The 26,245-nt window shown below is 62.2% G+C and carries 25 protein-coding genes; 14 read left to right on the top strand and 11 right to left on the bottom strand.

The window, feature by feature from the left end; translation table 11 throughout:
- Positions 1 to 64 precede the first annotated feature (64 nt).
- From NKH97_RS21365 to NKH97_RS21355, 3 genes are all read right to left on the bottom strand, one after another.
- Positions 65 to 1,084, bottom strand: a complete 1,020-nt coding sequence (locus NKH97_RS21365; RefSeq protein WP_023809448.1) for a sugar ABC transporter substrate-binding protein — start codon at positions 1,082 to 1,084, stop codon at positions 65 to 67.
- 159 nt (positions 1,085 to 1,243) lie between these two features.
- Positions 1,244 to 2,182 carry a threonine ammonia-lyase gene (locus NKH97_RS21360; RefSeq protein ID WP_023809447.1) on the bottom strand — a complete coding sequence of 313 codons (939 nt, stop codon included), beginning with the start codon at positions 2,180 to 2,182 and terminating at the stop codon, positions 1,244 to 1,246.
- Positions 2,172 to 3,239: a succinylglutamate desuccinylase/aspartoacylase family protein gene (locus tag NKH97_RS21355; protein ID WP_050592648.1), complete on the bottom strand. Its 1,068-nt coding sequence runs from the start codon at positions 3,237 to 3,239 to the stop codon at positions 2,172 to 2,174. The genes NKH97_RS21360 and NKH97_RS21355 overlap by 11 nt, the downstream gene beginning before the upstream one ends.
- A 129-nt stretch (positions 3,240 to 3,368) precedes the next feature.
- On the opposite strand from NKH97_RS21355, the gene NKH97_RS21350 reads away from it, so the two are divergent.
- The 6 genes from NKH97_RS21350 to NKH97_RS21325 all read left to right on the top strand — a co-directional run bounded on the left by NKH97_RS21350 (position 3,369) and on the right by NKH97_RS21325 (position 9,773).
- Positions 3,369 to 4,154, top strand: coding sequence for an IclR family transcriptional regulator (locus NKH97_RS21350; protein WP_023809445.1), 786 nt, complete (start codon positions 3,369 to 3,371; stop codon positions 4,152 to 4,154).
- A gap of 129 nt (positions 4,155 to 4,283) precedes the next feature.
- Positions 4,284 to 5,033 carry a GntR family transcriptional regulator gene (locus NKH97_RS21345; protein ID WP_023809444.1) on the top strand — a complete coding sequence of 250 codons (750 nt, stop codon included), beginning with the start codon at positions 4,284 to 4,286 and terminating at the stop codon, positions 5,031 to 5,033.
- A gap of 46 nt (positions 5,034 to 5,079) precedes the next feature.
- Positions 5,080 to 6,648, top strand: a complete 1,569-nt coding sequence (locus NKH97_RS21340; protein WP_031212571.1) for a putative N-acetylmannosamine-6-phosphate 2-epimerase — start codon at positions 5,080 to 5,082, stop codon at positions 6,646 to 6,648.
- An 82-nt stretch (positions 6,649 to 6,730) separates the two neighbouring features.
- Positions 6,731 to 8,026, top strand: a complete 1,296-nt coding sequence (locus tag NKH97_RS21335; protein ID WP_352798727.1) for an extracellular solute-binding protein — start codon at positions 6,731 to 6,733, stop codon at positions 8,024 to 8,026.
- Between the two features lie 56 nt (positions 8,027 to 8,082).
- A complete protein-coding gene (locus tag NKH97_RS21330; RefSeq protein WP_352798726.1) occupies positions 8,083 to 8,949 on the top strand; it encodes a carbohydrate ABC transporter permease in 867 nt (288 codons plus the stop codon).
- A 2-nt stretch (positions 8,950 to 8,951) separates the two neighbouring features.
- Complete coding sequence (locus NKH97_RS21325) at positions 8,952 to 9,773, top strand: carbohydrate ABC transporter permease (protein ID WP_127321544.1); 822 nt, start codon at positions 8,952 to 8,954, stop codon at positions 9,771 to 9,773.
- Here NKH97_RS21325 and NKH97_RS21320 read toward each other — a convergent pair.
- The 8 genes from NKH97_RS21320 to NKH97_RS21285 form a co-directional block, all read right to left on the bottom strand.
- The gene (locus NKH97_RS21320) at positions 9,763 to 10,890 is read right to left on the bottom strand and encodes an NAD(P)/FAD-dependent oxidoreductase (RefSeq protein WP_352798725.1); all 1,128 of its coding nucleotides are present in this window, start codon (positions 10,888 to 10,890) and stop codon (positions 9,763 to 9,765) included. The genes NKH97_RS21325 and NKH97_RS21320 overlap by 11 nt on opposite strands.
- 175 nt (positions 10,891 to 11,065) lie before the next feature.
- The gene (locus NKH97_RS21315) at positions 11,066 to 11,383 is read right to left on the bottom strand and encodes a hypothetical protein (RefSeq protein WP_352798724.1); all 318 of its coding nucleotides are present in this window, start codon (positions 11,381 to 11,383) and stop codon (positions 11,066 to 11,068) included.
- Between the two features lie 155 nt (positions 11,384 to 11,538).
- Positions 11,539 to 13,149 (bottom strand): GMC family oxidoreductase, encoded by a 1,611-nt coding sequence (locus tag NKH97_RS21310; protein WP_352798723.1) that lies wholly within the window; start codon positions 13,147 to 13,149, stop codon positions 11,539 to 11,541.
- 56 nt (positions 13,150 to 13,205) lie between these two features.
- Entirely contained in the window at positions 13,206 to 14,237 is a 1,032-nt protein-coding gene (locus NKH97_RS21305; RefSeq protein ID WP_023809436.1) for an extracellular solute-binding protein, read from the bottom strand.
- A gap of 104 nt (positions 14,238 to 14,341) precedes the next feature.
- Positions 14,342 to 15,130: an ABC transporter permease gene (locus NKH97_RS21300; RefSeq protein ID WP_352798722.1), complete on the bottom strand. Its 789-nt coding sequence runs from the start codon at positions 15,128 to 15,130 to the stop codon at positions 14,342 to 14,344.
- Positions 15,127 to 16,026 carry an ABC transporter permease gene (locus NKH97_RS21295; RefSeq protein ID WP_352773635.1) on the bottom strand — a complete coding sequence of 300 codons (900 nt, stop codon included), beginning with the start codon at positions 16,024 to 16,026 and terminating at the stop codon, positions 15,127 to 15,129. The genes NKH97_RS21300 and NKH97_RS21295 overlap by 4 nt, the downstream gene beginning before the upstream one ends.
- Positions 16,023 to 17,117, bottom strand: coding sequence for an ABC transporter ATP-binding protein (locus tag NKH97_RS21290; protein WP_352798721.1), 1,095 nt, complete (start codon positions 17,115 to 17,117; stop codon positions 16,023 to 16,025). Before NKH97_RS21290 ends, NKH97_RS21295 begins: the two co-directional genes overlap by 4 nt.
- A 93-nt stretch (positions 17,118 to 17,210) precedes the next feature.
- Positions 17,211 to 18,341, bottom strand: coding sequence for a branched-chain amino acid ABC transporter substrate-binding protein (locus NKH97_RS21285; protein ID WP_127271535.1), 1,131 nt, complete (start codon positions 18,339 to 18,341; stop codon positions 17,211 to 17,213).
- Between the two features lie 193 nt (positions 18,342 to 18,534).
- Here NKH97_RS21285 and NKH97_RS21280 point away from each other — a divergent pair, with 193 nt between their 5' ends.
- From NKH97_RS21280 to NKH97_RS21245, 8 genes are all read left to right on the top strand, one after another.
- Positions 18,535 to 19,452 carry a branched-chain amino acid ABC transporter permease gene (locus NKH97_RS21280; RefSeq protein WP_023809431.1) on the top strand — a complete coding sequence of 306 codons (918 nt, stop codon included), beginning with the start codon at positions 18,535 to 18,537 and terminating at the stop codon, positions 19,450 to 19,452.
- Position 19,453: 1 nt separating this feature from the next.
- Positions 19,454 to 20,629: a branched-chain amino acid ABC transporter permease gene (locus tag NKH97_RS21275; RefSeq protein WP_023809430.1), complete on the top strand. Its 1,176-nt coding sequence runs from the start codon at positions 19,454 to 19,456 to the stop codon at positions 20,627 to 20,629.
- The gene (locus tag NKH97_RS21270; RefSeq protein ID WP_352610890.1) at positions 20,626 to 21,411 is read left to right on the top strand and encodes an ABC transporter ATP-binding protein; all 786 of its coding nucleotides are present in this window, start codon (positions 20,626 to 20,628) and stop codon (positions 21,409 to 21,411) included. The genes NKH97_RS21275 and NKH97_RS21270 overlap by 4 nt, the downstream gene beginning before the upstream one ends.
- Complete coding sequence (locus NKH97_RS21265) at positions 21,404 to 22,105, top strand: ABC transporter ATP-binding protein (RefSeq protein WP_127292339.1); 702 nt, start codon at positions 21,404 to 21,406, stop codon at positions 22,103 to 22,105. The genes NKH97_RS21270 and NKH97_RS21265 overlap by 8 nt, the downstream gene beginning before the upstream one ends.
- A 203-nt stretch (positions 22,106 to 22,308) precedes the next feature.
- Complete coding sequence (locus NKH97_RS21260) at positions 22,309 to 23,583, top strand: flavin-containing monooxygenase (protein ID WP_352798720.1); 1,275 nt, start codon at positions 22,309 to 22,311, stop codon at positions 23,581 to 23,583.
- A 42-nt stretch (positions 23,584 to 23,625) separates the two neighbouring features.
- Complete coding sequence (locus NKH97_RS21255) at positions 23,626 to 24,042, top strand: RidA family protein (RefSeq protein WP_023809426.1); 417 nt, start codon at positions 23,626 to 23,628, stop codon at positions 24,040 to 24,042.
- A 5-nt stretch (positions 24,043 to 24,047) separates the two neighbouring features.
- Entirely contained in the window at positions 24,048 to 24,722 is a 675-nt protein-coding gene (locus NKH97_RS21250; protein WP_023809425.1) for a DUF1028 domain-containing protein, read from the top strand.
- Between the two features lie 20 nt (positions 24,723 to 24,742).
- Positions 24,743 to 26,233: an aldehyde dehydrogenase gene (locus NKH97_RS21245; protein WP_352773630.1), complete on the top strand. Its 1,491-nt coding sequence runs from the start codon at positions 24,743 to 24,745 to the stop codon at positions 26,231 to 26,233.
- Positions 26,234 to 26,245: the final 12 nt, after the last annotated feature.

Below are 26,245 nucleotides of genomic sequence, written 5' to 3'. Positions count from 1 at the left end.
GCGATCGTCAGGAAAAGGGGACGCCGGATGATATGTCATCCGGCGCTTGAGCCGCTTTAGGCTGTTACTTTGCCAGGGTCATGGCGGTCGCCGGAACCTTGGGACCGAGTTGCTCGGTATAGTTCTTGGCTTCCACCGCCTCCTTGTCGGTGTTGATGTATTCGAAGGTGAGGCCATCCGCCTTGAGCTTTGCCGCCGTCGCATCCGAGGTCACGAAATAGGTCGGCATGTAGAGATCCTGCGGCAGCTTTTCGCCGTTGGCCAGGCGAGCGGCAACGGCGATGTTCCAGTAGCCGACACGATAGGCGCCGGTCAGCACGTCCATCACCATCTTGCCGTCGTCGATCAGCGGCTTCATCTCGGCGTCGCCGTCATAGCCGCCGTAGAGCAGCTGGGTTCCCATCGAGCTGGCAACGGAATCGGCGGCCAGGCAAAGGCTGTCGGAGATGCAGCCGATGGCCTTCAGATCCGGATAGGTGGTGAGCCAGGTCTGGGCGGCATTGGTTGCCTTGGCTGCGTCCCAGCCGGTCGGCTCGATGCCGACAACCTTGATATCCGGAAACTCCTTTTTCAGGGTTTCGACAAAGCCTTTTTCGCGCGTGTCGGACACGAAGTTACCACGCGAACCGACGAGCAGGGCGACTTCGCCCTTGCCGCCAAGCGACTTGCCGAGCGCGCGGGCAACCATCGACATGTTGTCGTAGTCCGGATAGAGCGTCGAGTAGTTCGAGCCGGCCTCGACCTTGTTGCCCATGGTGATCACCGGAATGCCGGCGGCGGTGGCTTTCTGGATGACCGGAATGACCGCGTTCTTGTCGATCGGATCGATCAGGATCGCGCTGACGCCCTGATTGATGAAATTCTCGATGATGCTGACCTGTTTTTCCAGACTGCCCTCGGCGCTCTGCCAGGTGGATTTCACCCCATAGTCGGCGGCAGCCACGTCGCCCGCTTCCTTCATGCGGACAAAGAAGGAATTCTGCAGGTCGATTGCCGCAAGCCCAAGAACCTTTTCCGCGGCAAGCGAGGGCGTCGCGGTGGCGAGTGCGAGCAGAGCAATGGATGCTTTCAAGGAAAGGCGCATGTTTCAGTTCTCCTCTTGTTGCGACAGGGCGATTCTTCGCCTCTTTTTCATGTCCCGCACGACGACCGTCCCAGCGACAGGCATTCCGGCGGTATTCCGCGGCACTCGTGCCGTATCCATGTCAGGGCCGCGCCCTGCGTGGACCGGCCTTGCTCGACCTCAGCCATTCAGGCCCTCGACACCGGCGCCGCAGACAAGTCCGGCGATGCGGGCGCCGCGCGGTGGCTTGAAAGCTCCGCTCGTCAACGCGGCCAGCGATGCCGCGCCGCTGAGGTCGGCGGCGATGCCGAATTCGAACCAGAGCAATTCAGCGGCCTTCTGCATGTCCGCATCCTCGACAAGGACGATATCGTCGACGTGCTTGGCGACGATCGCGTAGATGCTTTCATCCGTGCGGCCGCAGGCCATGGTCGCCACCTTCGTCGTTATCTCGGGCAAGCGAACGACACGGCCGGCAGCCAGGGAGGCGTGAAGGGTCGGTGAACCGGTCGGCTCGACACCGATGATCCTGGCTTCAGGTTTGACGTGCTTCAGGACTTCGGACATGCCACTGATAAGGCCGCCACCGCCGATCGCGACGATATAGATGTCGGCATCGGGAATCTGTTCGACCATCTCCAGCGCCACGGTTCCCTGACCGGACACGATCTGCGCATCGGCGAATGGATGCATGTAGAAGGCGCCGCGCGCCTTTGCCTCGGCCGATGCCGCCTCATGCGCTTCATCCCAGACATTGCCTGCGAAGCGAACGTCAGCGCCCCATTTGCGCAGCTTTTCCGCCTTCAGCGGGCTTGCATTGTTCGGCAGGTAAATGGTGGCGGGAACGCCGGCCTGGGCAGCCACATAGGCGGTGGCCAGGCCGTGATTGCCACCGGATGCGGCGATCAGTCCGTTTTCGATCCGGCTTGGCTCGAGCGTTTTAACCCGGTTCGTGGCGCCCCGAATCTTGAAGGAGCCGCTTACCTGGAGGCATTCCAGTTTCAGATAGACATCATTTTGAAGGTTTGCGCCCGTGGCATGGTCGAGCTTGACGACCGGGGTGCGCCGTATGAAGGGGGCAATGCGCCGGGCAGCCGCAATGATGTCCTCATGGCTCATCGGTCAGTGCCTCCGGATATTCGTTGGCAAGCACGAAGCAGCAATTCCCCGGACGCACGCGGCCGGGCTGACGCTTGGCGAAAACGATGCCGTCGATGGGGTGAAGGAGATCGATGGGCGCGCGTGACGGCGTGTGGAGGAAGTGAATGCGTCCGGCAAGGTCGCCTTTGCTGACGGCACTGCCGAGCGGGCTCAAGGGCTCGAAGACACCGTCCTCCTCGGAAAGCAGATAGCCTTCGCTTCCGGGCACCTTGAGCACGCGCGCGTTGGCGCCAGGGGCGATGTCAGGCGCGCCTTTCAGGACGCCTGCATGTTTCAGCACATTGCGGATGCCCCTGCGGCAGATGGCCAGCGCATCCGGACTGACAAGGCCGCCGCCGGCCATCTCACTGCCGATAACGATCAGCCCTTGGTGGTTGGCGGACGCGGTCGAAGTCCGGGTTTCACCGAGATTGTCGACCATGACAACGGTCGGCGCCCCGAAGGCGAGCGTCGCCCTGATGTTCTTGCGATGCCCTTGCGCGGTCGGGGATGGCTCAATGATTGCGCTCGGCAAGATCATCAGGGACGAACCGCCGGAATGGAGATCCAGGAAGTAGTCGGCCTTCGGAAACAGGATGTCATGCACATAGGCCGCGATCTGGCTTGTCAGCGTGCCGTTGAAATCGCCCGGGAAACTGCGGTTGAAATTCAACCCGTCGACCGGGGAGGTGCGGGTGCCGGCCTCGACAGCCCGAATGTTGATGGCCGGAATCGCAATGATGCGACCGGCAATATCCCGTGAATCGATCTCGCGCAGAAGCTCGCCGAGCGCGATCGGCCCCTCATATTCATCGCCGTGGTTGCCGCCCTCGATCAGGACCGTCGGACCGTCTCCGTTCTTGATGACGGCGAGCGGAACGCGGACCGTGCCCCAGGCATCGTCGTGCGGCGATTGGGGCACATGGAAGAAGCCGATCTGCTTGCCCTCGCGATCGAAATCGACCGACGTGTAAACACTGTTGTTCCGGGGAGCGATGGTTGCGCGCACAGTGTTTGCAGGTCTCGGTACGGTCATCGGGTCGGCCTCGAATTCATTGTCCGGCCATCATGTCAGTTTTATATATGGTGTCAAGTTTGGATATAAAACCAATGGCAATTCCGATTTCTTATCTCTATCGTGCGCGGACCACCGGGGATTCTTCGAATGTCAGATGACGCAAAAGAGAGTGGCAAACCGACCTATTCGGCCCCGGCGCTGAGCAAGGGCCTGGATGTTCTGGAACTGCTGGCGGAAGCGCGGGCACCCTTGACGATGAAGGAGATCGCGGAAGGCCTCGGCCGTTCGAAGAATGAGATATTCCGAATGCTGATCGCGCTGCAGGAACGTCAATACATCGAGCGCAACGCCGAGACCGACGCCTATTCGTTGACCGACAAGCTTTTCAAGCTGGGGCTGCACACGCCGAGCGCTCAGGATCTCATGTCCGCCGCCATGCCCGAACTGACGCGGATTGCGGGGGACTCAAATCAGTCGCCGCACCTGGTCGTCTTCAATCACGGCTTGACCGTCGTAACCGCGGCCGTTCCCGGGGGCGAGGACATGGCGTTCACGCTACGTCTTGGATACGGCCGCCTGGCCACCGACGCGACCTCCGGCCATGTGATACTTGCCTTCCAGCCGTCAAAGGTCGCGGCGCGGATGATCGATGAAAGTGAGGCGCACTCCCCGGCGCCGCTGGATCGTGACGCGCTGGAAAAGCAGCTTCGGATCATCCGCGCGGACGGCTACTGGATGCGCGAAAGCCGCGACTTCGTCGGCATCACCGATATCTGCTGTCCGGTCATCGGACCGGACGGCAGCGCCGTCGCCTCCATTATCGTCGCCTATATCAATCGCCATACGCGTGAAAGCCGCCATGCCTTTACTCTGGAGGTCCTGCGCGCGGCCTGCGATCGCATCTCCATGAAGTTGTCACCGCGGGTTCGCTGAGGGATCGTGGTGGGCCGGGGGCGCGGACGAAGCACCGTCCGCTGGCCGTTTGCACCGGATTGGTAATACCAGTATAGGTCCAGTCAGGAATGTTCCGATCCAGGGTGCTTCTCGCGCGGAGGAAAGGCAATGACAACCGTGAACCTGATCGGGCTTGTCAGTCGGGAAATGGAAGCGACAGCGTCCGATGTGCCGCTTTACAGGCGGTTGAAATCGGCGATCGAGGCAGCGATCCGCTCCAATGCATTGAAGGCCGGCGCGGTTCTGCCAGGCGAGCGGGTTCTGGCGGAAGCCCTGTCGATCTCGCGAGTCACTGTGAGAAAGGCCCTGGCGCTGCTCGAAGAGGAAGGGCAGCTCAATCGCCGGCACGGTTCCAAAACCGAGATCGGGTCGCGGGTCGAGAAATCGCTTTCGACGCTGACGAGCTTTTCGGAGGACATTCTGGCGCGCGGCCTGAAGCCTGGATGTCTATGGCTTTCCAAGCAGATAAGCCGCCCATCCCCAGCCGAAATGATGGCCTTGGGTATTGCAGGCAATACCAATGTAGTTCGCATGCGTCGTGTGAGGACGGCCGATGGCGCGCCGATCGCCGTCGAGGTCTCGGCCGTGCCGGTTCGCTTCCTTCCTTCGCCCGAGATGGTTCAGGATTCCCTTTATGAAGCGCTTGATGCACGCGGCTTCCTGCCTCAGAGGGCAGTCCAGCGCATGCGCTCGCGCGGCGCGTCGCTGGAGGATGCGAAACATCTTCATTGCGAGCCGGGCGCACCGCTGCTGATGACCGAGCGCCGCTGCTTTCTCGCCGACGGACAAATCGTCGAATACTGCGAGACACGATACAAGGGCGACGTCTACGATTTCGTCTTCGAGCTGCAAAGATAATACCAGTTATGAACTGGTTGTAATCTGGTATTTTCCATTTATCGTGATGGCGACAGGGAGTGCCGACGTGCAGCGGGAAGACATCACCAACAGTCTCATCGTGTCCTGCCAGCCGGTTCCCGGCGGCCCGATGGATAGTGCGCAATTCGTGACAGGCTTTGCCAGGGCCGCTGTTGAAGCCGGAGCCAAGGCCCTGCGCATCGAATCCGTGTTCTATGTCGCGGCCGCACGCCTGGCCGTCCGCGTGCCGATCATCGGTATCGTCAAGCGGGATCTCACCGACAGCCCGGTGCGCATCACACCCTATCTGGCCGATATCGAGGCCTTGGCAGAGGCGGGCGCCGATATCATCGCTTTCGATGCGACGGACCGTGTCCGTCCCGTTCCTGTCGAAGCGCTTGTGAAAGCCGTCAAGGCCAGGAACAAGCTGACCATGGCCGATTGCTCTTGCCTTGACGATGCGCGCCGGGCCCTTGCCGCGGGTGTCGATTTCGTCGGCACGACGCTTTCCGGCTATGTCGGTGGGCCGGAGCCGGAGGATCCGGACATCGCCCTCATTGCTCAAATGCGAACCCTGACCCCCTACGTCATTGCTGAAGGGCGTATCCGGTCGCCTGAGCAGGCGGCTGCCGCCGCGCGCGCCGGCGCCTGTGCCGTGGTTGTCGGCTCGGCGATCACCCGTACCGAGCACGTCACCTCATGGTTCCATCAGGCGCTTTCCGACGCCTATGTGGCGAGGGGCGCGCAAACCGCCCTTGGCACAAGTGTCCTGGGCCCAACCGTTCTGGGCATCGACATCGGGGGAACCAAGACCATGGCCGCGCTGGTCAGCGGCGGCAAGGTGATCGAGGACATGATCGTGCCGACCGCGCGAGAGGCTGGACCCGACGCCTGGCTTGCATCCTTGGCGCAAAGCACGTCGGCCTGGTCGAGCCGCTTCAGTCGTATCGGCATTGCGGTGACCGGATTGGTAGAGGATGGACGCTGGTCGGCGTTGAATCCGGCAACCCTCGGCATTCCCGACGGCTACCCGCTGGTCGAAAGGGCGTCCTCTGTTTTCGGCAAGCCGGTCTGTGCGGTCAACGATGCCCAGGCAGCTGCCTGGGGCGAATACAAATTCGGCGCCGGGCAAGGTCGCGACATCGTCTTTCTAACCATCTCGACCGGAATTGGCGGCGGCATCGTTTGCAACGGCCGATTGCTGTCCGGTCTTGCCGGTCACTTCGGTCTGATCCGTAGTCTGTCTGAAGACCGGGCTCCGCTCGAGGACGGCACCTCCGGCCGCTGGATCGCTTCGCAAGCCCTCAAGGCCGGCTTCAAGGCCGATGCCGTCGATGTGTTCAGGCGTGCGCTGAAGGGCGAGGCCTGGGCCGGCGCCATCGTCTCGCAGAGCGCCTCGCGGGTCGCGACGCTGTGCCGGGACATTCAGATGATGTTCGATCCCAAATTGATCGTCATCGGCGGCAGCATCGGTCTTGCAGAAGGCTATCTCGACCGGGTGCGCGCACATCTGAGCGAGGTCCCGCCGCGCCTTTCCCCCGATCTCGTAGCGGCGAAGCTCGGAGGCCACGCCGGCGTCATCGGTGTTGCCGATCTTGCCGAATGGGCAAGGTAACGGCGCGCCCGATCATGTCATGCAAAAATCATCAAAAAAGAAGGGAACGATCATGAAATTGAGCAGGACGTCTTTTGCGCTTATGGCCACCCTCCTTGCGGGGACGGCTTTGCCGACCTCTGCCAACGCAACCGTGACCGTGCTCGGCTGGCCTGGCGGCTCCGAGGAAACCGCACTGCGGGCAACCGTGGAAACCTACAACACGCAGGCCAGTGATGCCGACAAGGTGGAGTTGCTGTTCTTCAACCGCGAAGGCTTTTACGACAAGCTGCAGGCCGACATGGCGGCCGGATCCAGTGCCTTCGACGTGAACCTCGTCGCCACCTACTCGCTCGGTCGCTACGCGCCCTATATGGAGCCGATCGATCTTGGCGCGGACGCGGCCAAGGTTTTCGGCGAATCCGTTCTCAAGACGATGCAGTTCGACGGCAAGCAATACGGCGTGCCGACAGACCTTTCGTTGCACTTCATGTACTACCGCAAGGATCTCATCGACGCCTTGATCAGGGATGACGCCGCCAGGAAGACCTATGGTGAAATCGCCCAGAAGTATCTCGGCAAGCCGCTGCAGCCGAAAGACCCGGACAGCTGGACCTGGGACGACTGGGGGGCCACCGCCCTCTATTTCACCAAGCGGGTGAACCCCGACAGCCCGGTGCGCTACGGCACGGTCCTGCAGATGAAGAACCTGCTGTTCAACATGATGGTCTTCCAGTCGCTGCCGCGCTCCTACGGCGGCGACTGGATGGACAAGGACGGCAATGTCACGGTGGATTCCGATGCCTACAGGACAGGCCTCGAGCTCTACAAGAAGCTCTATGATGCCGGGTCTTCGCCCAAGGATTCGCTTAGCTACGAATATGCTGAAACCAACGCGGCCTTCGCATCCGGCCAGGCCGCAACAGCGCTGCAGTGGAATGCCGCGGCGGCGGATCTGACCAGCACCGAAAAATCCCCGGCCGTCGCCGAGATGACCGGGATCGTCGCGCCGCCAACAGGTCCCGACGGACGCGCCGATCATATCCACGGCCTTGGTTTGGGCCTCAACAAGAACGCCAAGAACAAGGAAGGCGCCGTCAAGTTCCTGAAGTGGCTCGCCACCGAGGATGCGGCCTTGCTCTATGCGCGCAGCGGCGGCTCGCCGGCATTGTCTCCCGATGTCGTCGGCAAGGTTGCGAAGGAACGTCCCGACCTCGTCAAGCTCGGCGAATTCGCCAGCAAGTACGGCTATGTCATGACCGGAGCGACGTCCGCGAGTGCGCTCCCGGTCTATGAGCTGCAGGCAAAGGAGTTCACCGGCTATTGGTCCGGCCAGCAGAGCCTCGAGGATGCGCTCGCCCACACCAAGGCGGGCATGCAGGACCTTCTGAAGAAATGAATTATTGGCCGGATGCCGGGCCGAGGCCCGGTATCCGGCGCGTTTGGCGGATCGACATGGCCCTTGTGACACGTGCCGAAGGCAGGATGTATCTGACGCCGCTGGTCGGCTTCCTGCTTCTGTTTCTCGGCTTTCCGGCGATCGTCAATCTGATCTATTCCGTTTCGACCGTCACATTCGAGACGTTGCGCAGTCCGGTGTTGAGCGGTTTCGGTAACTATGTCGCGGTGTTGAACGACCGCGAATTCTGGAGCTCGGCCTGGTTCTCTCTGTGCTTCGGTATTCTTACCGCATCGGCGGAATGTCTGATCGGCCTTTTCCTTGCCATCTTCCTGGCGCCGCTTCTGAGCAAGCGTCCAGTCCTGATGGCGCCGTTGATGCTGCCGCTGATGGTCGCGCCGGCCATGGTCGGTCTCATGTACCGGCTGGTGCTGCATGAATTCGCGGGCCCCGTCCCCTACTATCTCTTCGAATGGTTCGGCGACAGCCCGGCCTTCCTCGACATCGACAATGCCTTCCGCACCCTTGTCGTCGTGGAGACGCTGCAATGGACGCCTTTCGCCTTCCTGCTCTTCTACATGGCCTATTCGGCCATACCGCTCGACGTGCGCGAAGCCTCCTCGCTCGATGGCGCATCACCGTTTGAGATCGTTCGGTGGATCGACCTGCCGCTGATGAAGCCGACGCTGGTCATCGCGTTTTTCATCCGTTTCATCGACGGTTTCCGAGTGTTCGACAATGTCTATGCGCTGACCGGCAGTGGCGCTGGCGGTTCAACGACGTCCTTGTCGATCTACATCTACCAGGCCTTCTTCAAGGAAGGGGCTATCGGCAAGGCGGTCGCCGCTTCGGTTATCCTGTTCCTGGCGTCGTTCATCGTTCTCCACGGCCTTAACCGGCTTGCCGGCCGCAGGAAGCGTTGACGATGGTCAGGGCACTGCGCTGGATCGTTTTTGCCATCGCCGTGCTGGCGATGAATTTCCCCATTATCGTGACGCTGATCACATCGCTCAAAAGCCAGCGCGAGCTTTCGACGAACCCCGGTTTGTGGATCAGCCAGCCGACGCTCGACAACTATCTGGAGGTCCTGACGCAGACCAGCCGCTTCAACATCTATGCCTACCTGCTGAACAGCACCGTGGCGGCGCTGATCGGAACCGGCCTTGCGATCGTGCTCGCGTTCCCGGCTGCCTATGCGATCGCGCGTAGCGAGGCGGGAAAGCGCTTGGTCCTGCCGATCGTCATCAATCTTCGCGCCGTGCCGCTGATCATCTTCGCGATCCCACTTTACATGATGTACCAGTGGCTGGGCCTGCTCGATACGCGGATCGGGCTCGGGCTCATCCTGACCATCGTCAACGCGCCGCTTGCGCTCGTCATCCTGGTGAACGCGATTTCAGATGTACCGGTCGAACTCGACGAGGCGGCGAAAGTCGATGGCGCAAGTTCCTTGCAGGTGATGATGATGATTGTCCGGCCCGTCATCCGACCGGCGCTCGTCACAACCTTCATTTTCGGCTTCATCACTGCCTGGAACGAGTTCCTCTTCGGCCTCATGCTGACAACCAGCCGTGCCGTGCCGATGACGGTCGGCGCGTCCTTCTTCTTCGCCGCAAGCGGCGGCGGCGTAAAATGGGGAACCGCTTCCGCGGTCATGATGCTGGGCGCCTTGCCGCCCGCCTTGCTGGGTCTTGTGATGTATCGGCAGATATCAGGATCCATGACCGCTGGAGCGGTCAAAGGCTAAGGCAAGACGAGTTCGTCGTTCTGACTAGTTGGACAACCCTATCCGACAGGGCGAGCGCACTTGTCAGGCCAGGTGACTCGATTCCGAAAAGACTGATCAGCCGTCCGGACGAATCTGCCAGAATGTCGAAATCGCCGAACTGCAACCCGTTCGTTTTAGGCCGCAGCCCGCAATAGCTCGGCTCCAGTTCCCCGTCCCTCAGCCCCGGCCAATAGCGTCGGATGGCCGCGTAAAATGGCGTGGCCCGGGTTGGGTCGACCGCGTAGCCGACCTCATCGACGGGCTCGACGTCCGGCCCGAAACGAACTGATCCGCCCATATCCAGCGTCAGGTGAACTCCGAGGCCGCCTGGTTCCGGAACCGGATAAACAAGATGGTTGAAGGACGGGCGGCGTCCAAGCGCAAAATAATTGCCTTTGACGTAGGTGACATCTGGGATTTTGCCGCCATGCCCGCCCGCGAGGCTCCGGGCAATGAGATGGGCTGACAATCCGGCCGCGTTGATGACGAGATTGGCGGCGATCCTATAGCCTTCCATATCGCCGCCAACCTGGAGCTCGCAGCCCGTTTCGTCGACGCTGCCGCCGAGAACCGGTGCGCGAAACGCAAAGGTGGCACCGGCATTCTCGGCATCGCCCTGTAGCCCCAGCATCAGCGCGCGGCTGTCGACGATCCCCGTGCTTGGGGACAAAAGCGCGCCGGCAACATCCAGTTCAGGCTCAAGGCGTTCCACATCCGAGCGGCTGAGCATCTCCAGGTCCGCAACACCATTGTCCGCGGCCTTGGTCCGGATCCCCTCCAGAATCGGCAATTCCGCGTCGCTGGCGGCGACGATCAGCTTGCCGATTCGTTTGTGCGGAATCCCGCGCGCTTCGCAATAGCGGTAAAGCGCGTTCTTTCCTTCGACGCATAGCTGCGCTTTCAGGCTGCCCTTCGGATAGTAGATGCCGGCATGGATGACCTCGCTGTTGCGGCTCGACGTGCCCAGCCCGGGGCTGTCCTCGGCCTCCACGACAAGAACTTCGCGTCCATCGAGCGCCAGCTGCCGCGCAATCGCCAGGCCGACGACGCCGGCGCCGATGACGATGCAATCGACTTTCTCGTCGGGGACCTCCATCGTCAGTCGCCAGACCCTAGGGAACAATGCAGGACGTGCAAGCAGGCCTCACCAGAATTGCGGCCCCACCGAAGGAGCGCCAGCATGAGATGTCACCACAAGCATGACATGTCACTCCATCGCCGAGCAAATAGAACGAGATGTCCAGACCGATGCCGTTCATCGGCTGATGGGTTCAGTTCAAACTTGCGTTGTGTGGCGCACGCAGCGCAATTTGTTTGCGTCCCGTTGCATTGATGCCGACCGCGATCTCGGCGGCCTTGCCAAGGTCGTGCTCCAAAATCCAGACGCACGGCGAAAGTTCATCGTCTTTCTGCAAGGGCAACTCGGCATCTCCGCGCAGGAGGCGGACACGATGCTGGAGCACTGCGCCAACTCCTTCGTCGGCATCTTCACGACCTTCGACCGTCGGTTTCGCCAGCGGTTCGCGAAGGCCGACATCGAAAGGCTGCTGCGCGAGATCAACGGCGAGGCGGATGAGCGGGACGATCAAGCCGCTTGAGTTCGACGGCGCGCGTGCCCGTCGCAGCCCAGCTGCAAAAGGTAGCGGTTCATTGTTTGATTCACTGAACCGTTCCAACTCATTGTTTTTGCGCGGCTACTGAAGGAAGGCCGCTGTACGCCTTTCCTGGAGTTGCACTACAGAAACTATCCCCGGCCCAGGATCATCTCCGCTGCCCGCTGCCCGATCATCATGCTGGGGGCATTGGTGTTGCCGCCGATCAGCTTCGGCATCACGGACGCATCCGCGACCCGCAAGCCACCGATGCCGCGCACCTTGAGCGTTGCTGGGTTGACGACGGCCATCGCGTCGGTCCCCATCTTGCACGTCCCCACCGGATGATAGACGGTGAGCGCTTCGGCACGCAAATAGGCGAGGATCTCGTCATCGCTGCGAACATCCTTGCCCGGCAGCATCTCCGTCCCCCTGATCGGGTCGAACTCGGATGCGGCAAAGATTTGACGCGCGATCTTGATGCCTTCGACCAACACCCTGGCGTCCTCGTCGTTCGAGAAGAAGCGATGATCGATCAGCACATCCCGGTTCGATGCCTGGCCTGACAGTTTGAGTTCGCCGACGCTTTTGGGCCTGAGCACGCAGGTGTGGATTGCGTAGCCATGGCCGTATTCCACCAGCCTGCCGCGATGGCTGCGATAGCCGGGCACGAAGTGGAACTGGATGTCGGGAATGCCGTTCGCATACTTCGTCCGGGCAAAGCCGCCGGCTTCGACATAGTTGGTGGTGAGCATGCCCTTGCGGCCGGCAAAGTACCGGAAAGGCGCAGCCAGCACGCGGGGCAAGTTGGGCAGCGACAGGCCGAGCGTCTTCGTGCTCGAGGAGCGGACCGTGATCATGCCGTCGATATGGTCCTGAAGGTTCTTGCCCACGCCCGGCAGATCGACAACCGGCTTTATGCCGATCGCCTGCAGCTCGGCGGCTGCGCCGATGCCGGACGCCAGCAAGATCTTCGGTGAATTGATGGCCCCGGCCGAAAGCACGATTTCGCGGCGGGCCGACAGCGTCTTCTGCTCGCCCTTGTGCCGCACCCGTACCCCTGTCGCGCGCCCCTCGGCTATATCGAGGTCGATCACTTCGCATTCGCTGAGGATTGTGAGATTCTTGCGATCGAGCACCGGGCGCATGAAGGCGGTGAAACTGCTGAAGCGCTGGCCGCGATCCTGGGTGACATTGTAGATGCCGAGGCCGAACTGGCTTTCGGCATTGAAGTCGCTGTTGGCCGGAAGACCGGCATTGTTGCCGGCCTTGACGAACATCGACGACAGCACATTCGGATCGCGCGGCTTGTCGACCAGCAGTTCCCCGCCTGTACCGTGGTAGTGCGGGTCTTGGCCAAGCAGGTTGCGCTCGAGCTTCTTGAAGACGGGAAGCACGTCGCTGAATGCCCAGCCTGCGCAGCCGAGTCGCGACCACTCGTCATAGTCCTGCGCGGCGCCCCTGATGTAGACCATCGAGTTGATCGAACTGGAGCCGCCCAATGCCTTGCCGCGATTGACCGGAATCCTGCGGCCCTTGAGGTTGGGCTGAGGCACGCCGACATAGCAGTAGTCATAGTTCGGATTGCCGTAGAGCGAGAGGATGCCGGCAGGCACCTTGACCCGCAGGCCGCTGTCGCTGCCGCCGGCTTCGATCAGGCACACTTTGTGGGACGGGTTGGCGCTCAGGCGATTGGCAAGGACGCAACCAGCCGAGCCTGCGCCGATGACGATGTAGTCGTAGTCAAGATTTTCGGTCTGCATGGCCAGCCCCTTTGAGAATGGAGATGCCGGGGCGGCGCGCGCCCCGGCTGAGCGGCTCACTGCAGAAGCTGCGTCCAGACCTTGGTGACGAGTTCCTGCGCCGCCGGCGAGCAGGCCTGGCCCATCTTGACGGGAACGGTCGGGAACAGCTCCGGAGCGTTCTCCTTGTTGTAGAGCGCCTTGCTCTCGTCGATCTTCACCGGCGAAGAGTGGCCGTAATAATTGTACTGCGCCGTCGCGTTGTCGATCTGGGTCATGAAATCGATGAACTTCTTGGCGTTCTCGATATTGGCCGCGCCCTTCGGCACGACATAGGAATCCAGCCAGCCGACCAGACCTTCTTTCGGCATCGCGTATTCGACATTGGCCTTGTCGTTGCGGCGAAGCCTCATGGTGTTGCCGTCCCACCAGAAATGGGCGGCAACCTCGCCGCTGCCGATGCGGTTTTCGATGTTGTCGCTGGAATAGGCCGCCACGAATGGCTTCTGCGCCAGCAAGAGGTCGAGCACGCGCTTCATCTCCTGCGGATCTTCGCTGCAATATTTGATGCCGAGATAGTTTTCCGCTGCCGGAATGACTTCGTCGGGCTGCGCCAGGCTGGCGATCTTGCCGCGCAGCTCCGCCGGTGGCTCGAAATAGGTCTTCCAGCTGTCGACCGGGCCTTTGTAGAGGTCGCGGTTGACGGTGTAGCCGGCATTGCCGAAGGCGAGCGGGATCGAATGATTGCCTGTCGCATCCCACCACGGTTTCTGCCAATCCGGCAGGACTTGGCTGTAGGCAGCCATGGAGCTGGCGCCGAAATCCTCGAGCAGCCCGCTATCGATCATGATCTTCACGAAGTGCTGCGAAGGCGTGACGATGTCGTAGCCCGACGAGCCGGCCTGCAGCTTGGTCAGCAGGTCCTCGTTGGATGAGAAGGCGTCGACCGTGACCTTTATGCCGGTTTCCTTCTCGAATTTCGTGACCATCTCGGGCGAGATGGAATCCGCCCATGCGTAGATGGCCAGGCTGCCCTCGGCGAGAGCGGGCACGCTAAAGGCGAGGCTCATGGCGCCGGCCATGGCGAGCGCTGCAATTTTGGTCGTCATGTCATTCCCCTGTTTGTTGTTCTCCCAGGGGCGACGATAACAAACCGTAGGGTTCGATAAATTCGATTTGCCCGATGCCTTGATTAGGAAAAACTACGCCGCTGCTACTGCCGTCGCTGAAGCAGGAAGGCCACGGTCGCCAGCACCACCGAGACAATCATGATCAAGGTCGAGATTGCGTTGAGCTGCGGCGACACGCCCTGCTTGATCAGCGAGAAAATGTAGACCGGCAGCGTGGTGGCGCCGCCGGAATTCAACAGGTTGCTGGTGATGAAATCATCCATCGAGATGACGAAGGCGAGCATGGCGCCGGCGAACACACCCGGCAGGATGAGCGGCAGCGTGACGCGACGAAAGGCGACCCAACCGGTGGCATAGAGATCGCGGGCCGCTTCCTCCAGATCGAGGTCCATCCCCTGCAGGCGGGCGCGTATCGGCAGGAAGGCGAACGGGATGCAGAAGGTGGTGTGGGCGATCATCAGCTTCACCATTCCGTTGGCGAGCCCGATCTCGGAGAAGAGGATCAGGACGGCGACAGCAACGACGATTTCGGGCAGGAGCAGCGGCAGGTTCACCACCGCTTCGGAGATCCGGCGGAACCGGACATCGCGGCCGCGCACCAGCACCAATGCCGCCGTCAACGCGACAAGCGTCGAGGCGACTGTGGCGACCGCGGCAACGAGCAGGGAGGTCTTCACCGCCGTCATCAGGTTCGCGTTGGACAAAGCGGTGGCGTACCAGTGCAATGAGAAGCCGCCCCAATTGGAGACGATCCGGTTCGCATTGAAAGAGTAGAACACCACGACGGCGATGGGCAAATAGAGGTAGGCGAAGAAGATCGCGCTGAAGAGACCGAAGCCCGGATAGCGCCTGACATCATCGTCCGCGTTCATGCCGCACGCTCCAGGCCTTCGGTGCGCATCGAGCGCAGACCCTGGAAAATCAGGAAGACCATGACCGCGGCCATCAGCACGATGGCGATGGCGGCGCCGAGCGGCCAGTTGCGGGCGCCACCGAACTGCAGCTGGATGAGATTGCCCATCATCATGGTCTTGCCGCCGCCGAGCAGGGTCGGCTCCAGGACCGCGCCGAGGCTTGGAACGAACACCAGGATCGCGCCGGCGATCATGCCGGGCCGGGTGAGGGGTAGGATAACGCGGCGCAATGTGGTGAGGCGGTTGCCATAGAGATCATGCGACGCCTCGAAGAGCGCAGGGTCGAGCTTTTCGATCGATGCGAAGATCGGCAGGATCATCAGCGGAATGTAGCTGTAGACGAGACCGAGCAGCATGGCGGTGTTGCCGAACAGCAGCGAGTCCATGTTGTCGACGAGGCCGAGACCGCGAAGGGTCTTTTCGACGACACCATCCTTGCCAAGGATGATGATCCAGGAATAGACGCGCACGATCATCGAAACCCAGAATGGCAGCGTGACGAGATAGATCAGCAGCACTTTGATCGCCGGCCGCTGCAGCGCGATGAAATAGGCGACCGGGAAGCTCAGAAGCAGGCAGATCGATGTTGTCACGGCCGACAGGACCAGCGTCCTGGCAACGACGATGAGATATTGCGGATTGAACTCCAGCTCGCCGGTCCAGCCTTCGTTGAACAGCAGCTGCTTGTAGGGCGCGGTGGTGAACACATATTCGAACCCGCCGTAAGGTCCGCGCGTCGAGAACGACACCACGATGATGATACCGATCGGGATGATCAGCGTCAGCAGCATGATGAGATGGGCCGGTAGCAGGCCGAGGACATTCCAGTCAGGAGTTTTTGTGGGTGCCTTCATGCGCCGAGGATCCGCACGGATTCGGCGGCAAAGCCAACTTTTACCGATTGCCCGATTTCGAACATCTGGCCGCGGCTGACGCTGTTGCGCTTGGAGATGCGCAGCTTGGTGCCGCCCGCTTCAATCAGATAGTATGTGTAGCCGCCGAGGTAGTTGGTGCTCATGATCGTGCCGTCGATAGCGATCGGGTTGTCCTGGGCGGGCAGGCTGATTTTCTCCGGACGTATCGAGACGAAGGCCTTCTGGCCGGCGACCGCTTTCTTGTGAGAGGCCGTCAAGGTCATGCCGAGCTGCGTTTTCACGGTTGCCTGCTCGCCGTCCACGGCAATCACGTCAGCATCGAGGAAGTTGGTCTCGCCGATGAAATCGGCGACGAAGCGGTTCGACGGCTCCTCGTAGATCGCCGCGGGTGTGCCAAGCTGCTGGATCTCGCCATCGCCGAGAACGCAGATGCGATCCGACATGTCGAGCGCTTCTTCCTGGTCGTGGGTGACGAAGACGAAGGTGATGCCGGTCTTGCGCTGCAGGATGCGCAGTTCGTCGCGCATGGCCTGGCGCAGCTTCAGGTCGAGTGCCGAGAGCGGTTCGTCGAGCAGCAGCACTTCCGGTTCCGGCGCCAGGGCGCGGGCGAGCGCGACGCGCTGGCGCTGGCCGCCCGACAATTGCTGCGGCTTGCGCCCGGCAAAGGCCTCCATATGGACGAGACGAAGCATATCGGCGACGCGCGTATCGCGGCGGTCCTTTGACCAGCCGAGGTTTTCGAGCCCGAAGCCGATGTTCTGTTCGACGCTCATATGCGGAAACAGGGCGTAGCTCTGGAAGACGGTGTTGACCCGCCGCTTATGAGGGGGAAGTCCCTGTATGTCCGAGCCGTGCAGGAAAATCTGCCCCGCCGTCGGCTGCTCGAAACCGGCGATCATGCGCAGCAGGGTGGTCTTGCCGCAGCCGCTCGGGCCGAGCAGCGTGAAGAACTCGTTGTCGTAGATGTCGAAGGAAACAGGCTTCAGCGCCTGATAGGTGCCGAACACCTTGGAGACGCCCTTGATCTCGACGGCCTTTCGAGGTGCGCCGTGGCCGGCCTCGTCATTCATGGTCAGGCGCTCCGGTCAGGACTTTTTGCGAGCTCGGCGATGAAGGTGATCGACGCCGCGCCACGGAGAACGGGCGCGGCGTCGATCAGGTAGTTACATCTTCTCCCATTTGCCGCTGCGGACGACGAACATGTCGATGTCGATGGCCATGTTGGTCTGTCCGTTGGCATCGAACGAGACGTCTCCCAGAATGCCGTCGTGGTGGATGTCACGAATGGCCTTGCTCAGCGCTTCCTTGTCGTCGAGGCCTTTTTCCTTGATGACCTGAAGCAGGATCTGCGTCGCCTCGTAGGCATATTTCGCATAGGAGCCGGCAGGATCGGGATAAGCCTTGGTTTCATAGGCCTTGTTGAATTCCTCGAGCTTGGGGTTCGACTGGACGGCCGGAGTTCCGGCGATAGTGCCCTCGGCGGCAGCTCCCGCGATCTCGATGAATTTAGGGTCGTAGATGCCTGAAATTCCGTACATCGGCAGATTGCCCATGCCGAGGTCGGCCATCTGGCTGCGCACCAGCGCTGCTTCGGTGACGACGCCGCCGAAATAGACCGCGTCGGGCGACGCTGCCTTCGCGGTAGTCAGCATGGCGCGGAAATCGGTCGTGCCGACAGCCGCGGCATCCGAAGAAACGACCTCGCCGCCGGCCGCCTTGAAGAAATCGCCGAACCATTTGGTGTTGGCCGCACCGTAGTCGGTCGTGTCGGAGATGATGGCGATCTTCTTGATCTTGCCTTGCTTGGCGATGGCTTCGGCCAGCGGCTTGTTCTCGTTGACCAGCGTCGGCGTCACGCGGGTCACGTTCGGGAAGTTCTGTTCGGTGATCTTCGGGCTGACCGCGCCCCAGACGATGAACGGCATCTGCGAGCGGTTGAAGACCGGGATCGTCGCCAGCGCGACCGAGCTGTTCCAATGCCCCGTTGCCGCGACCACCGCGGGATCGTTGACCAGCTTCTGCGCCGCCGAAACGCCGACGGCCGGATCGGAGGCGTCATCGAGCACGACGCCTTCCACCTGGTGCGGATAGCCGCTGGCATTGGCCTGCTCGATGGCGAGCAGGAAGCCGTTGCGGGCGCCGAGGCCCTGCTGGGCGTTGCCGCCGGAGAGCGGCCCGATGAAGCCGAGCTTGATCTGGTCGGCCTGCGCCTGGGCGGCGCCCAGGGCGATGGCAAACAGAGAGCCGGCCAGAATTGACGATACGCGGATAAGCGCACTGCGCCTGTTTTGCATGGTTCCACCTCAAACAGAATTATCTGCCGCCGTCGTAGCGACCCGGCCGATCGTGATCGTCGGCTGATCATCAGTGTACGGGCGTGTATTCAGTGACGAAATTCGGAAATTGTGACTCGTGAGTTCGGAGATTCGTTCTGTCCGCCCGGGATGGCGGTTGATACCTGTCGGCTTCAATCGAGAGACGGACCGCATGGCGGAACTGCTTGTCCAGCAACTGGTGAACTGGATAACCCTTGGCTGCATCTATGCCTTGCTGGCGATCGGATTCAGCCTGATCTTCGGTGTCTTGAACGTCATTCATTTCTCGCATGGCGATGTCGCGATGACGGCGCCGTTCATCACGCTGGCGCTTGCCCAGGCGTTGGCGACCGCTCTTGGCGCCTCGGGGCCCGCCTGGCTGGTGCTTGCGGTTCCGGTCGCCGTGCTCGCCGTCGGTTTGATCGGCGTCCTGCTCGACAAGGTGGTCATCAGGCGCTTCCGCGATGCGCCCGCCATGATGGCGCTGGTGGCGACGGTGGCGCTCGGCATCGTCATCCGCGAGCTGATCCGCCATCTCTATCCGCAGGGATCGAACCCGCATGCCTTCCCGCGCCTGGTGTCGGGCATGGCTTTCGAAATCTCCGGCGTTGCCATCAGTTGGTTCGCGCTGCTGGTGGTGGTGCTGACCGTCGCGCTGGTTGCCATGCTGTTTGTCTTCCTGCGCATGACCCCGCTCGGACTGCGCATCCGGGCGGCCTCGGAGGACCGGGTCGTAGCGCGCATGATGGGCATCCGCGATGCACGCGTCTTCCGTGCGACATTCTTCATTGCCTCGGCTATCGGCGCCATCGCCGGACTTCTGTTCGCAAGCTATGCCGGCGTGACACGGTTCGACTTCGGCGTCATGGCCGGCCTGCTCGGCTTTTCCGCCGCGGTGATCGGCGGCCTCGGCTCGATGCCGGGCGCCATATTGGGCGGACTGATCATTGCCGGCATCGAAGTGCTGGCGCAGACATTCGTGCCGGACGGCGCTTCCTACCGGCTGGTCTTCGTCTTCCTGCTGGTCATCGCCGTGCTCATCTTCCGCCCCGCCGGCCTGCTTGGGCGCACCGTCATGGAGAAAGTCTAGCATGCAGGGTCGTGCTTCACCCGACGTGCCGGGCATAGCCGCGGCCACGGTCTTCGCCATCGCCTCGCAAATCATCGGGGCAGCGTTCCTGTACCTCATCCTCAGAGTCGACGGCGGCTGGCAGGTGGTCGGCCTGCTGGCCTTGCTCGGCCTCGGTTTCTATCTGCTGGAGAGGCTGCCGTGGATCGCCGACTATGCGTTGGCGAGCTTTGCCCGGGTTCCGCTCGTGGCGATGATCACTGCGGCGGTCATCGTCCTGGCCTTTCCGTTCTTCGTCGGTTCGAACACCTATATCCTTCATCTGCTGATCGTCGCCGAGCTCTATGCCGTGCTGGCGCTGGCGCTCAATTTCCAGCTCGGCAGCGCCAACATCCCGAACTTCGCCACCGGCGCTTCCTACGGCATCGGCGCCTACGTGTCGGCGCTGCTGGCGATCAATTTCGGCGTCAGCTTCTGGCTGACGCTGCCGGTCGCGGCGCTGGCCGCGACCTTGTTCGGTTTCATCATCGGCATCCCGTCGATGCGCACGCGCGACACTTATCTGGCGCTTGTCACCATCGCCTTCGGTGTCGTGGTCCAGCAATTGCTAAACAATTTCAGTTGGACCGGCGGACCGAACGGACTGGTCGGCATTCCGGCGCCCAGCCTGTTCGGCCATTCCTTTGCCGATCCGCTGGTGATCTTCGGCTGGAAGCTGCCGAGCCAGGCGAACTTCTATTATCTGTCGGCTGCATTGGTCGTCGTCGCCATCGTCACCGCGCACCGGCTGCACGGCTCGCGCATCGGGTTGGCCTGGAACGCGCTGCGCGCTGACGAGATCGCCGCCAAGGCGCAAGGCATCAACGTGGCGTGGTTCAAGGTGCTGGCCTTCGCGGTCGATGCCTTTCTCGCCGCTTTTGCCGGCACGATCTACGCCTTCTACGTGTCCTACATTTCTCCCGACAATTTCACCTTCCTGGTCTCCGTCACCATCATGACCATGGTCATCGTCGGCGGCATGGACAATATTTTCGGTGTCATCGTCGGTGCGTTCCTGCTGACCATCCTGCCGGAGAAATTGCGCGCGTTCGCCGACTACCGCCTGCTGTTCTTCGGCGTCGTCATCATCGGCTTCCTGATGATCCGGCCGCAAGGCCTGTTCCCGCAACGCATGCGGCGCTACGGAGGCGAGCCGTGAGCGCGCTTCTCAAGGTCGAGAATTTGACGATGCGCTTCGGCGGCCTGGTCGCGCTCAACGATGTCAGCCTGTCGATCGACAAGGGCGCGGTGCTCGCCGTCATCGGCCCGAACGGCGCCGGCAAGTCGACGCTGTTCAATGTCGTGACCGGCGTCTACCGGCCAACCTCCGGTCGCGTGACCTTCGACGGCGCCGAGATCACCGGCCGCCCGTCCTACGAAGTTGTCGACCGCGGCATCGCCCGCACATTCCAGTCGTCGCGTCTGTTCTCCGACCTCAGCGTCCTCGACAACGTGATCATCGGCATGCACACCCGCACCAGGACCGGCGTGCTGACCGCGCTGTTTCGGCCCGGCGCGTCGCGCCGTGAGATGGCGGCCTGCGTGGAAAAGGCCGAAACCCTGCTCAAGCTCGGCTCCGGCGACCTGTTCGAACAACGCTACCGGCCAGCGGGCACGCTGGCCCAAGCCGACAGGCGGCGGCTGGAAATTGCCCGCGCGCTCGCATCACAGCCCAAGCTCTTGCTGCTCGACGAACCTTCGGTCGGCATGGACGACACGGAAACCGACGCACTGGTGGCCGACATCACGCGGCTGCGCGTACAAAACCCTGCTCTGTCGGTGATCCTGATCGAGCACGACATGCGGGTGGTCGAAGCGTTCCCGCAGCATGTCACCTGCATCGACTATGGCAGCAAGATCGCCGAGGGCGACTTCGCGGCGGTGCGCGCTGACCCGCGCGTCCAGGAGGCCTATCTCGGGAAGGCGGTCGCCCATGCTTGAGCTCAGGGATGTCGATACTTCCTATGGCGCGGTGCCGATGCTGCGCGGCGTGGCGATGAGCGTGCGTCCCGGCGAACTGGTCTGCCTGCTGGGGCCGAACGGCGCCGGCAAGACGACAACCTTCATGACCGTCTGCGGCGTCGTGCGGGCGCAGCGCGGCAAGGTCGAGGTGATGGGCAGGGACATGGCGACGCTCGGCACGGAAAACCTCGCGTCGCTCGGCGTCGGCCTCGTTCCCGAAGGGCGCCGGCTGTTCCCCGGCCTGACCGTGATGGAGAATTTGCGCCTGGGCTATGACGCGGTATCGGGCAGGGGACCCAATTTCGCGGTGCAACTGGACAAGATGTGCAAGCTGTTTCCGCGCATCCATGAGCGTTTGCGCCAAGTCGCCGGCACGCTGTCCGGCGGCGAACAGGCGATGGTGGCGCTGGCGCGCGCCCTGATCGGCGAACCCAGACTGGTGATCATGGACGAGCCGTCGCTCGGTCTCTCGCCAAAACTCATCGGCGAGTATTTCGAGATCACAAGGGAGATCCATCGCCAAGGCACGACCATCCTGTTGATCGAACAGAATGCCGAAATGGGGCTGGGCATCGCCGATCGCGGCTATGTGCTGGTCAAGGGTAAGGTCGCCCAGGAGGGGCCGGCAAAGGAGTTGCTATCGTCCAAGGCGGCCAGAAGCCTTTATCTCTGAGCCGTCCGTTTCTTCTGTCTCGACGGTGATGATCCACGCCCCGCGCTCCACATCTTCGGCCATGCTTCCCGGCATTTAGGGACAAGCTAACCACTGCCACATGAAATCATAATTTTCGCTGCCCGGTGCCTCCAGTAAACCAACGATCAGATCTCCGCCGCATGCGCAGACACTCCCGGGGAGAGCCAGAAAGGGCCGCTGAAATGCCAGTCGAAACGGTAGACACGCTTGTTGTTGGCGGCGGCCAGGCGGGGCTGGCCATGAGCGAGCATCTGAGCAAGTGCGGGGTGCCGCATCTCGTGCTAGAGCGGAGCCGCATTGCCGAACGCTGGCGCTCCGAAAGATGGGACTCCCTGGTTGCCAATGGTCCCGCCTGGCATGATCGTTTTCCCGGCATGGAATTTCCGGATGCCGGTCCCGACGCCTTTGTCGGCAAGGAGAAGGTCGCGGATTATTTTGTCGCTTACGCCGACATGATTGCTGCCCCCATCCGCTGCGGCGTGGAGGTCAGGAAAGTACAAAGACTCGTCGGCCGTCCCGGCTTCCGGGTCGAAACCTCGGATGGCGTGATCGAGGCCAGGAGCGTGGTTGCCGCTACCGGGGCTTTCCAGCATCCGGTCATTCCGGCGGTTGTCCCCGGGGATGCCGGAGCGATGCAGATACATTCCAGCGCCTATCGCAATCCGGATCAGATGCCCGAAGGGGCGGTTCTGGTGGTCGGCTCAGGATCTTCAGGAGTGCAGATCGCCGACGAACTCCATCGCGCGGGAAGGCGCGTCTATCTCTCTGTCGGTCCCCATGATCGGCCTCCGCGGGCCTATCGCGAGCGTGACTTCTGCTGGTGGCTGGGGGTTTTGGGCAAATGGGACGCCCAGGCGCCGGCGCTTGGCACCGAACACGTCACCATCGCGGTGAGCGGCGCGCGGGGCGGCCAGACAATCGACTTCCGGCGTCTTGCCGCGCAAGGGATGACGCTGGTTGGCCGGACGGAATCCTACAAGGAAGGGGTCATGACCTTCGCTCCGGATTTGGCTAAAAATATCGCGCGCGGTGATGCGAACTACATGTCGGTGCTGGACGAGGCCGACGCCTATGTCGCTCGCAACGGCCTCGACCTTCCCGAGGAGCCCGCGGCCCGCGAGATCGGACCGGACCCGCAATGCATGACCGATCCCATTCTCGAGCTGAACCTGGCGGAAGCCGGGATAGGTTCGATCATCTGGGCAACGGGATTCACCGTCGATTACAACTGGCTGAAAGTCGATGTGTTTGACGAAAAGGGCAAGCCGAAGCACCAGCGCGGCGTGTCGACCGAGCCGGGGATCTATTTCCTGGGCCTGCCGTGGCAATCGCGGCGGGGGTCGAGCTTCATCTGGGGCGTCTGGCACGACGCACAGCATGTGGCAGACCATATCTCCACGCAGCGCAAGTACCTGGCCTACCATGCGTCCGCAAAGCGCGAGACCAGGGTAGCATAGAAACGGACGTCCCGACCTCGAGCCTGACTGACGGAGACCAAGATGGCGCATACAAGAATTCGCAAGTTCAACACCAAGGACACCTATCCCGAGCAGAAACTCGACAATGATCTGTGCCAGGCGGTCGTTACGCGGGGCGGCAGGACCGTCTACCTGCGCGGCCAGTGTCCGCAGGATCTCGACACGGCCAAGAATATCGACAGCCATGATCCGGTCGAGCAGACGCACAAGGTCATGCAGAACATCCGCCAGCTGATCGAGGAGTGCGGCGGCACCATGGAGCACCTGGTCAAGGTGGTGGTCTACATCACCGATGTGCGCCATCGCGAGGCCGTCTACCGCACCATGGGCGAGTACATCAAAGGCGTGCATCCGGTTTCGACCGGCCTTGTCGTGCAGGCCTTGGCGCGGCCGGACTGGCTGGTCGAGATCGACGGCACCGCAGTTATCCCGGACTGACGGCGATGACCTTTTCCATTGTCGCGCGGTGCAGCCACACCGGCATGTTCGGAGTCGCAGTATCCTCCTCGTCGCCTGCTGTCGCCGCGCGCTGCGCCTATGCGCAGGCTGGTGCCGGCGCCATTGCCAGCCAGAACGTCACCGATCCGACGCTGGGGCTGCGAGGTCTCGAATTGCTGGCGCGCGGCGCTTCGGCCGCCGAGGCGATTGCCATATTGAAGCGCACCGGCGCCTATCCCGAATACCGGCAGGTGCTGGCTGTCGACGCCGCCGGGACGACCGCGATCCATTCGGGTCCCAAAGCTCTTGGCATCTGGGCGGAGGCGCGTGCGGAAAATGTCGCCTGCGGCGGCAACATGCTGGCCCATGACGGCGTTCCGCAAGCCATGGTCGAGGCCTTCCTGGCGTCCGAGGGGCATCTCGGCGACCGCCTCATCGGGACCATGCGCGCCGCGCTCAAAGCGGGCGGCGAGGCTGGTCCTGTCCATTCCGCCGGCATGAAGCTGGTGCGCGAGGTTGCGTGGCCGGTCGCCGATTTGCGCTGTGACTGGACCGATGACTGCCCGATCGAGCAGCTGGCGACGCTGTGGGAACTCTACAAGCCGCAGCTCGATGCCTATGTGACCCGCGCCATAAACCCATCCGATGCGCCGAGCTACGGCGTGCCGGGAGACGAATAGTCAAGACAGGGTCACCTGCGATGAGCGAGCTCAGCCACAAGGACTGGATCGGCAAGGCGTCCGCGATCCGTTTTCGCGACAAGGCGTTCATCGACGGCAAGACGGTTGCGGCGCGTTCGGGCCGGACCTTCGCCAGCGTCAATCCGGCAACTGGCGAGGTGCTGGCCGAAGTGGCGTCCTGCGGTGAGGAAGACATCGATCTGGCGGTTGCCGCAGCGCGGCGCAGCTTCAATACCGGCGTCTGGTCGCGGACCAGCCCGGCGCACCGTAAGGAGGTTCTGCTGCGGCTGGCGCAATTGCTGCGCGAAAACCTGCATGAACTGGCCCTGCTGGAATCGCTCGACATGGGCAAACTGGTCAGGGATGCGGCCGCGGTCGACGTCCCCGGCTCGGCAGCGATCTTTCAATGGTATGGCGAGGCCATCGACAAGATCTATGGCGAAGTGGCGCCGGCCGGCGAAGGTGATCTGGTGCTGGTGCGGCGCGAACCGCTTGGCGTGGTCGGCGCGGTGGTGCCTTGGAATTTCCCACTCGACATGGCGACGTGGAAATGCGCGCCGGCACTGGCGGCAGGCAATTCGGTGGTGCTCAAACCCGCCGAGCAGTCGCCTTTGTCGGCCCTGCTTCTGGCGGAACTGGCAATGGAAGCGGGCCTGCCTGCAGGCGTGCTCAATGTCGTGCCCGGCCTTGGCGAAACCGCCGGCCAGGCGCTTGGCCGCCATATGGATGTGGATTGCCTCGCCTTCACCGGTTCGACCGCCGTGGGCAAGATGTTCCTGCAGTATTCCGGCCAGTCGAACATGAAGCAGGTCTGGCTGGAGACCGGTGGCAAGAGCCCGAACCTCATTTTTGCCGATTGCGGCGATCTCGACGCGGCAGCCGACATGGCGGCCTTCGGCATCTTCTTCAACCAGGGCGAGGTCTGTTCCGCCAATTCACGCCTGCTCGTCCAGCGCGGCATCAAGGATGCTCTGGTGGAGAAACTGGTGCAACGTGCGGCGGTCACGCAGCCCGGCGATCCGCTCGATCCGGCTTCGAAAATGGGCGCGATGGTCGATAGTCGCCACGCCGCCAACGTCATGCGCTTCGTCGAGGCCGGCAAGAAAACCGCGCGCCTGGTCGCGGGCGGCGACCTGGTCACGGTCAACGGGCGCGGCAGCTTTGTCCAGCCGACCATCTTCGACGATGTCGCGCCTGCCGATCCGATTGCCCGCGACGAGATCTTCGGGCCGGTGCTTTCGGTCATCGCCTTCGACGACGAGGCCGACGCGATCCGCATCGCCAATGACAGCCCTTATGGGCTGGCCGCATCGCTGTGGACCGACAGCCTGTCGCGCGCGCATCGTATCGCGGGCCGGCTGCATGCCGGCACGGTTTCCGTCAACACGGTCGACGCGCTGAGCCCGATGACGCCGTTCGGCGGTTTCAAGCAATCCGGCTTCGGCCGCGACCTGTCGCTGCATGCGCTCGACAAATACACCGCGCTCAAAACGACATGGATCAAGTACTGATGGGCGCCTAAA

Source organism: Mesorhizobium sp. M0870, from assembly GCF_040319775.1.
Classification (GTDB): Bacteria; Pseudomonadota; Alphaproteobacteria; order Rhizobiales; family Rhizobiaceae; genus Mesorhizobium.
Note: the sequence above shows the minus strand (reverse complement) of the source record. Positions and strands in the feature narration are given on the sequence as shown.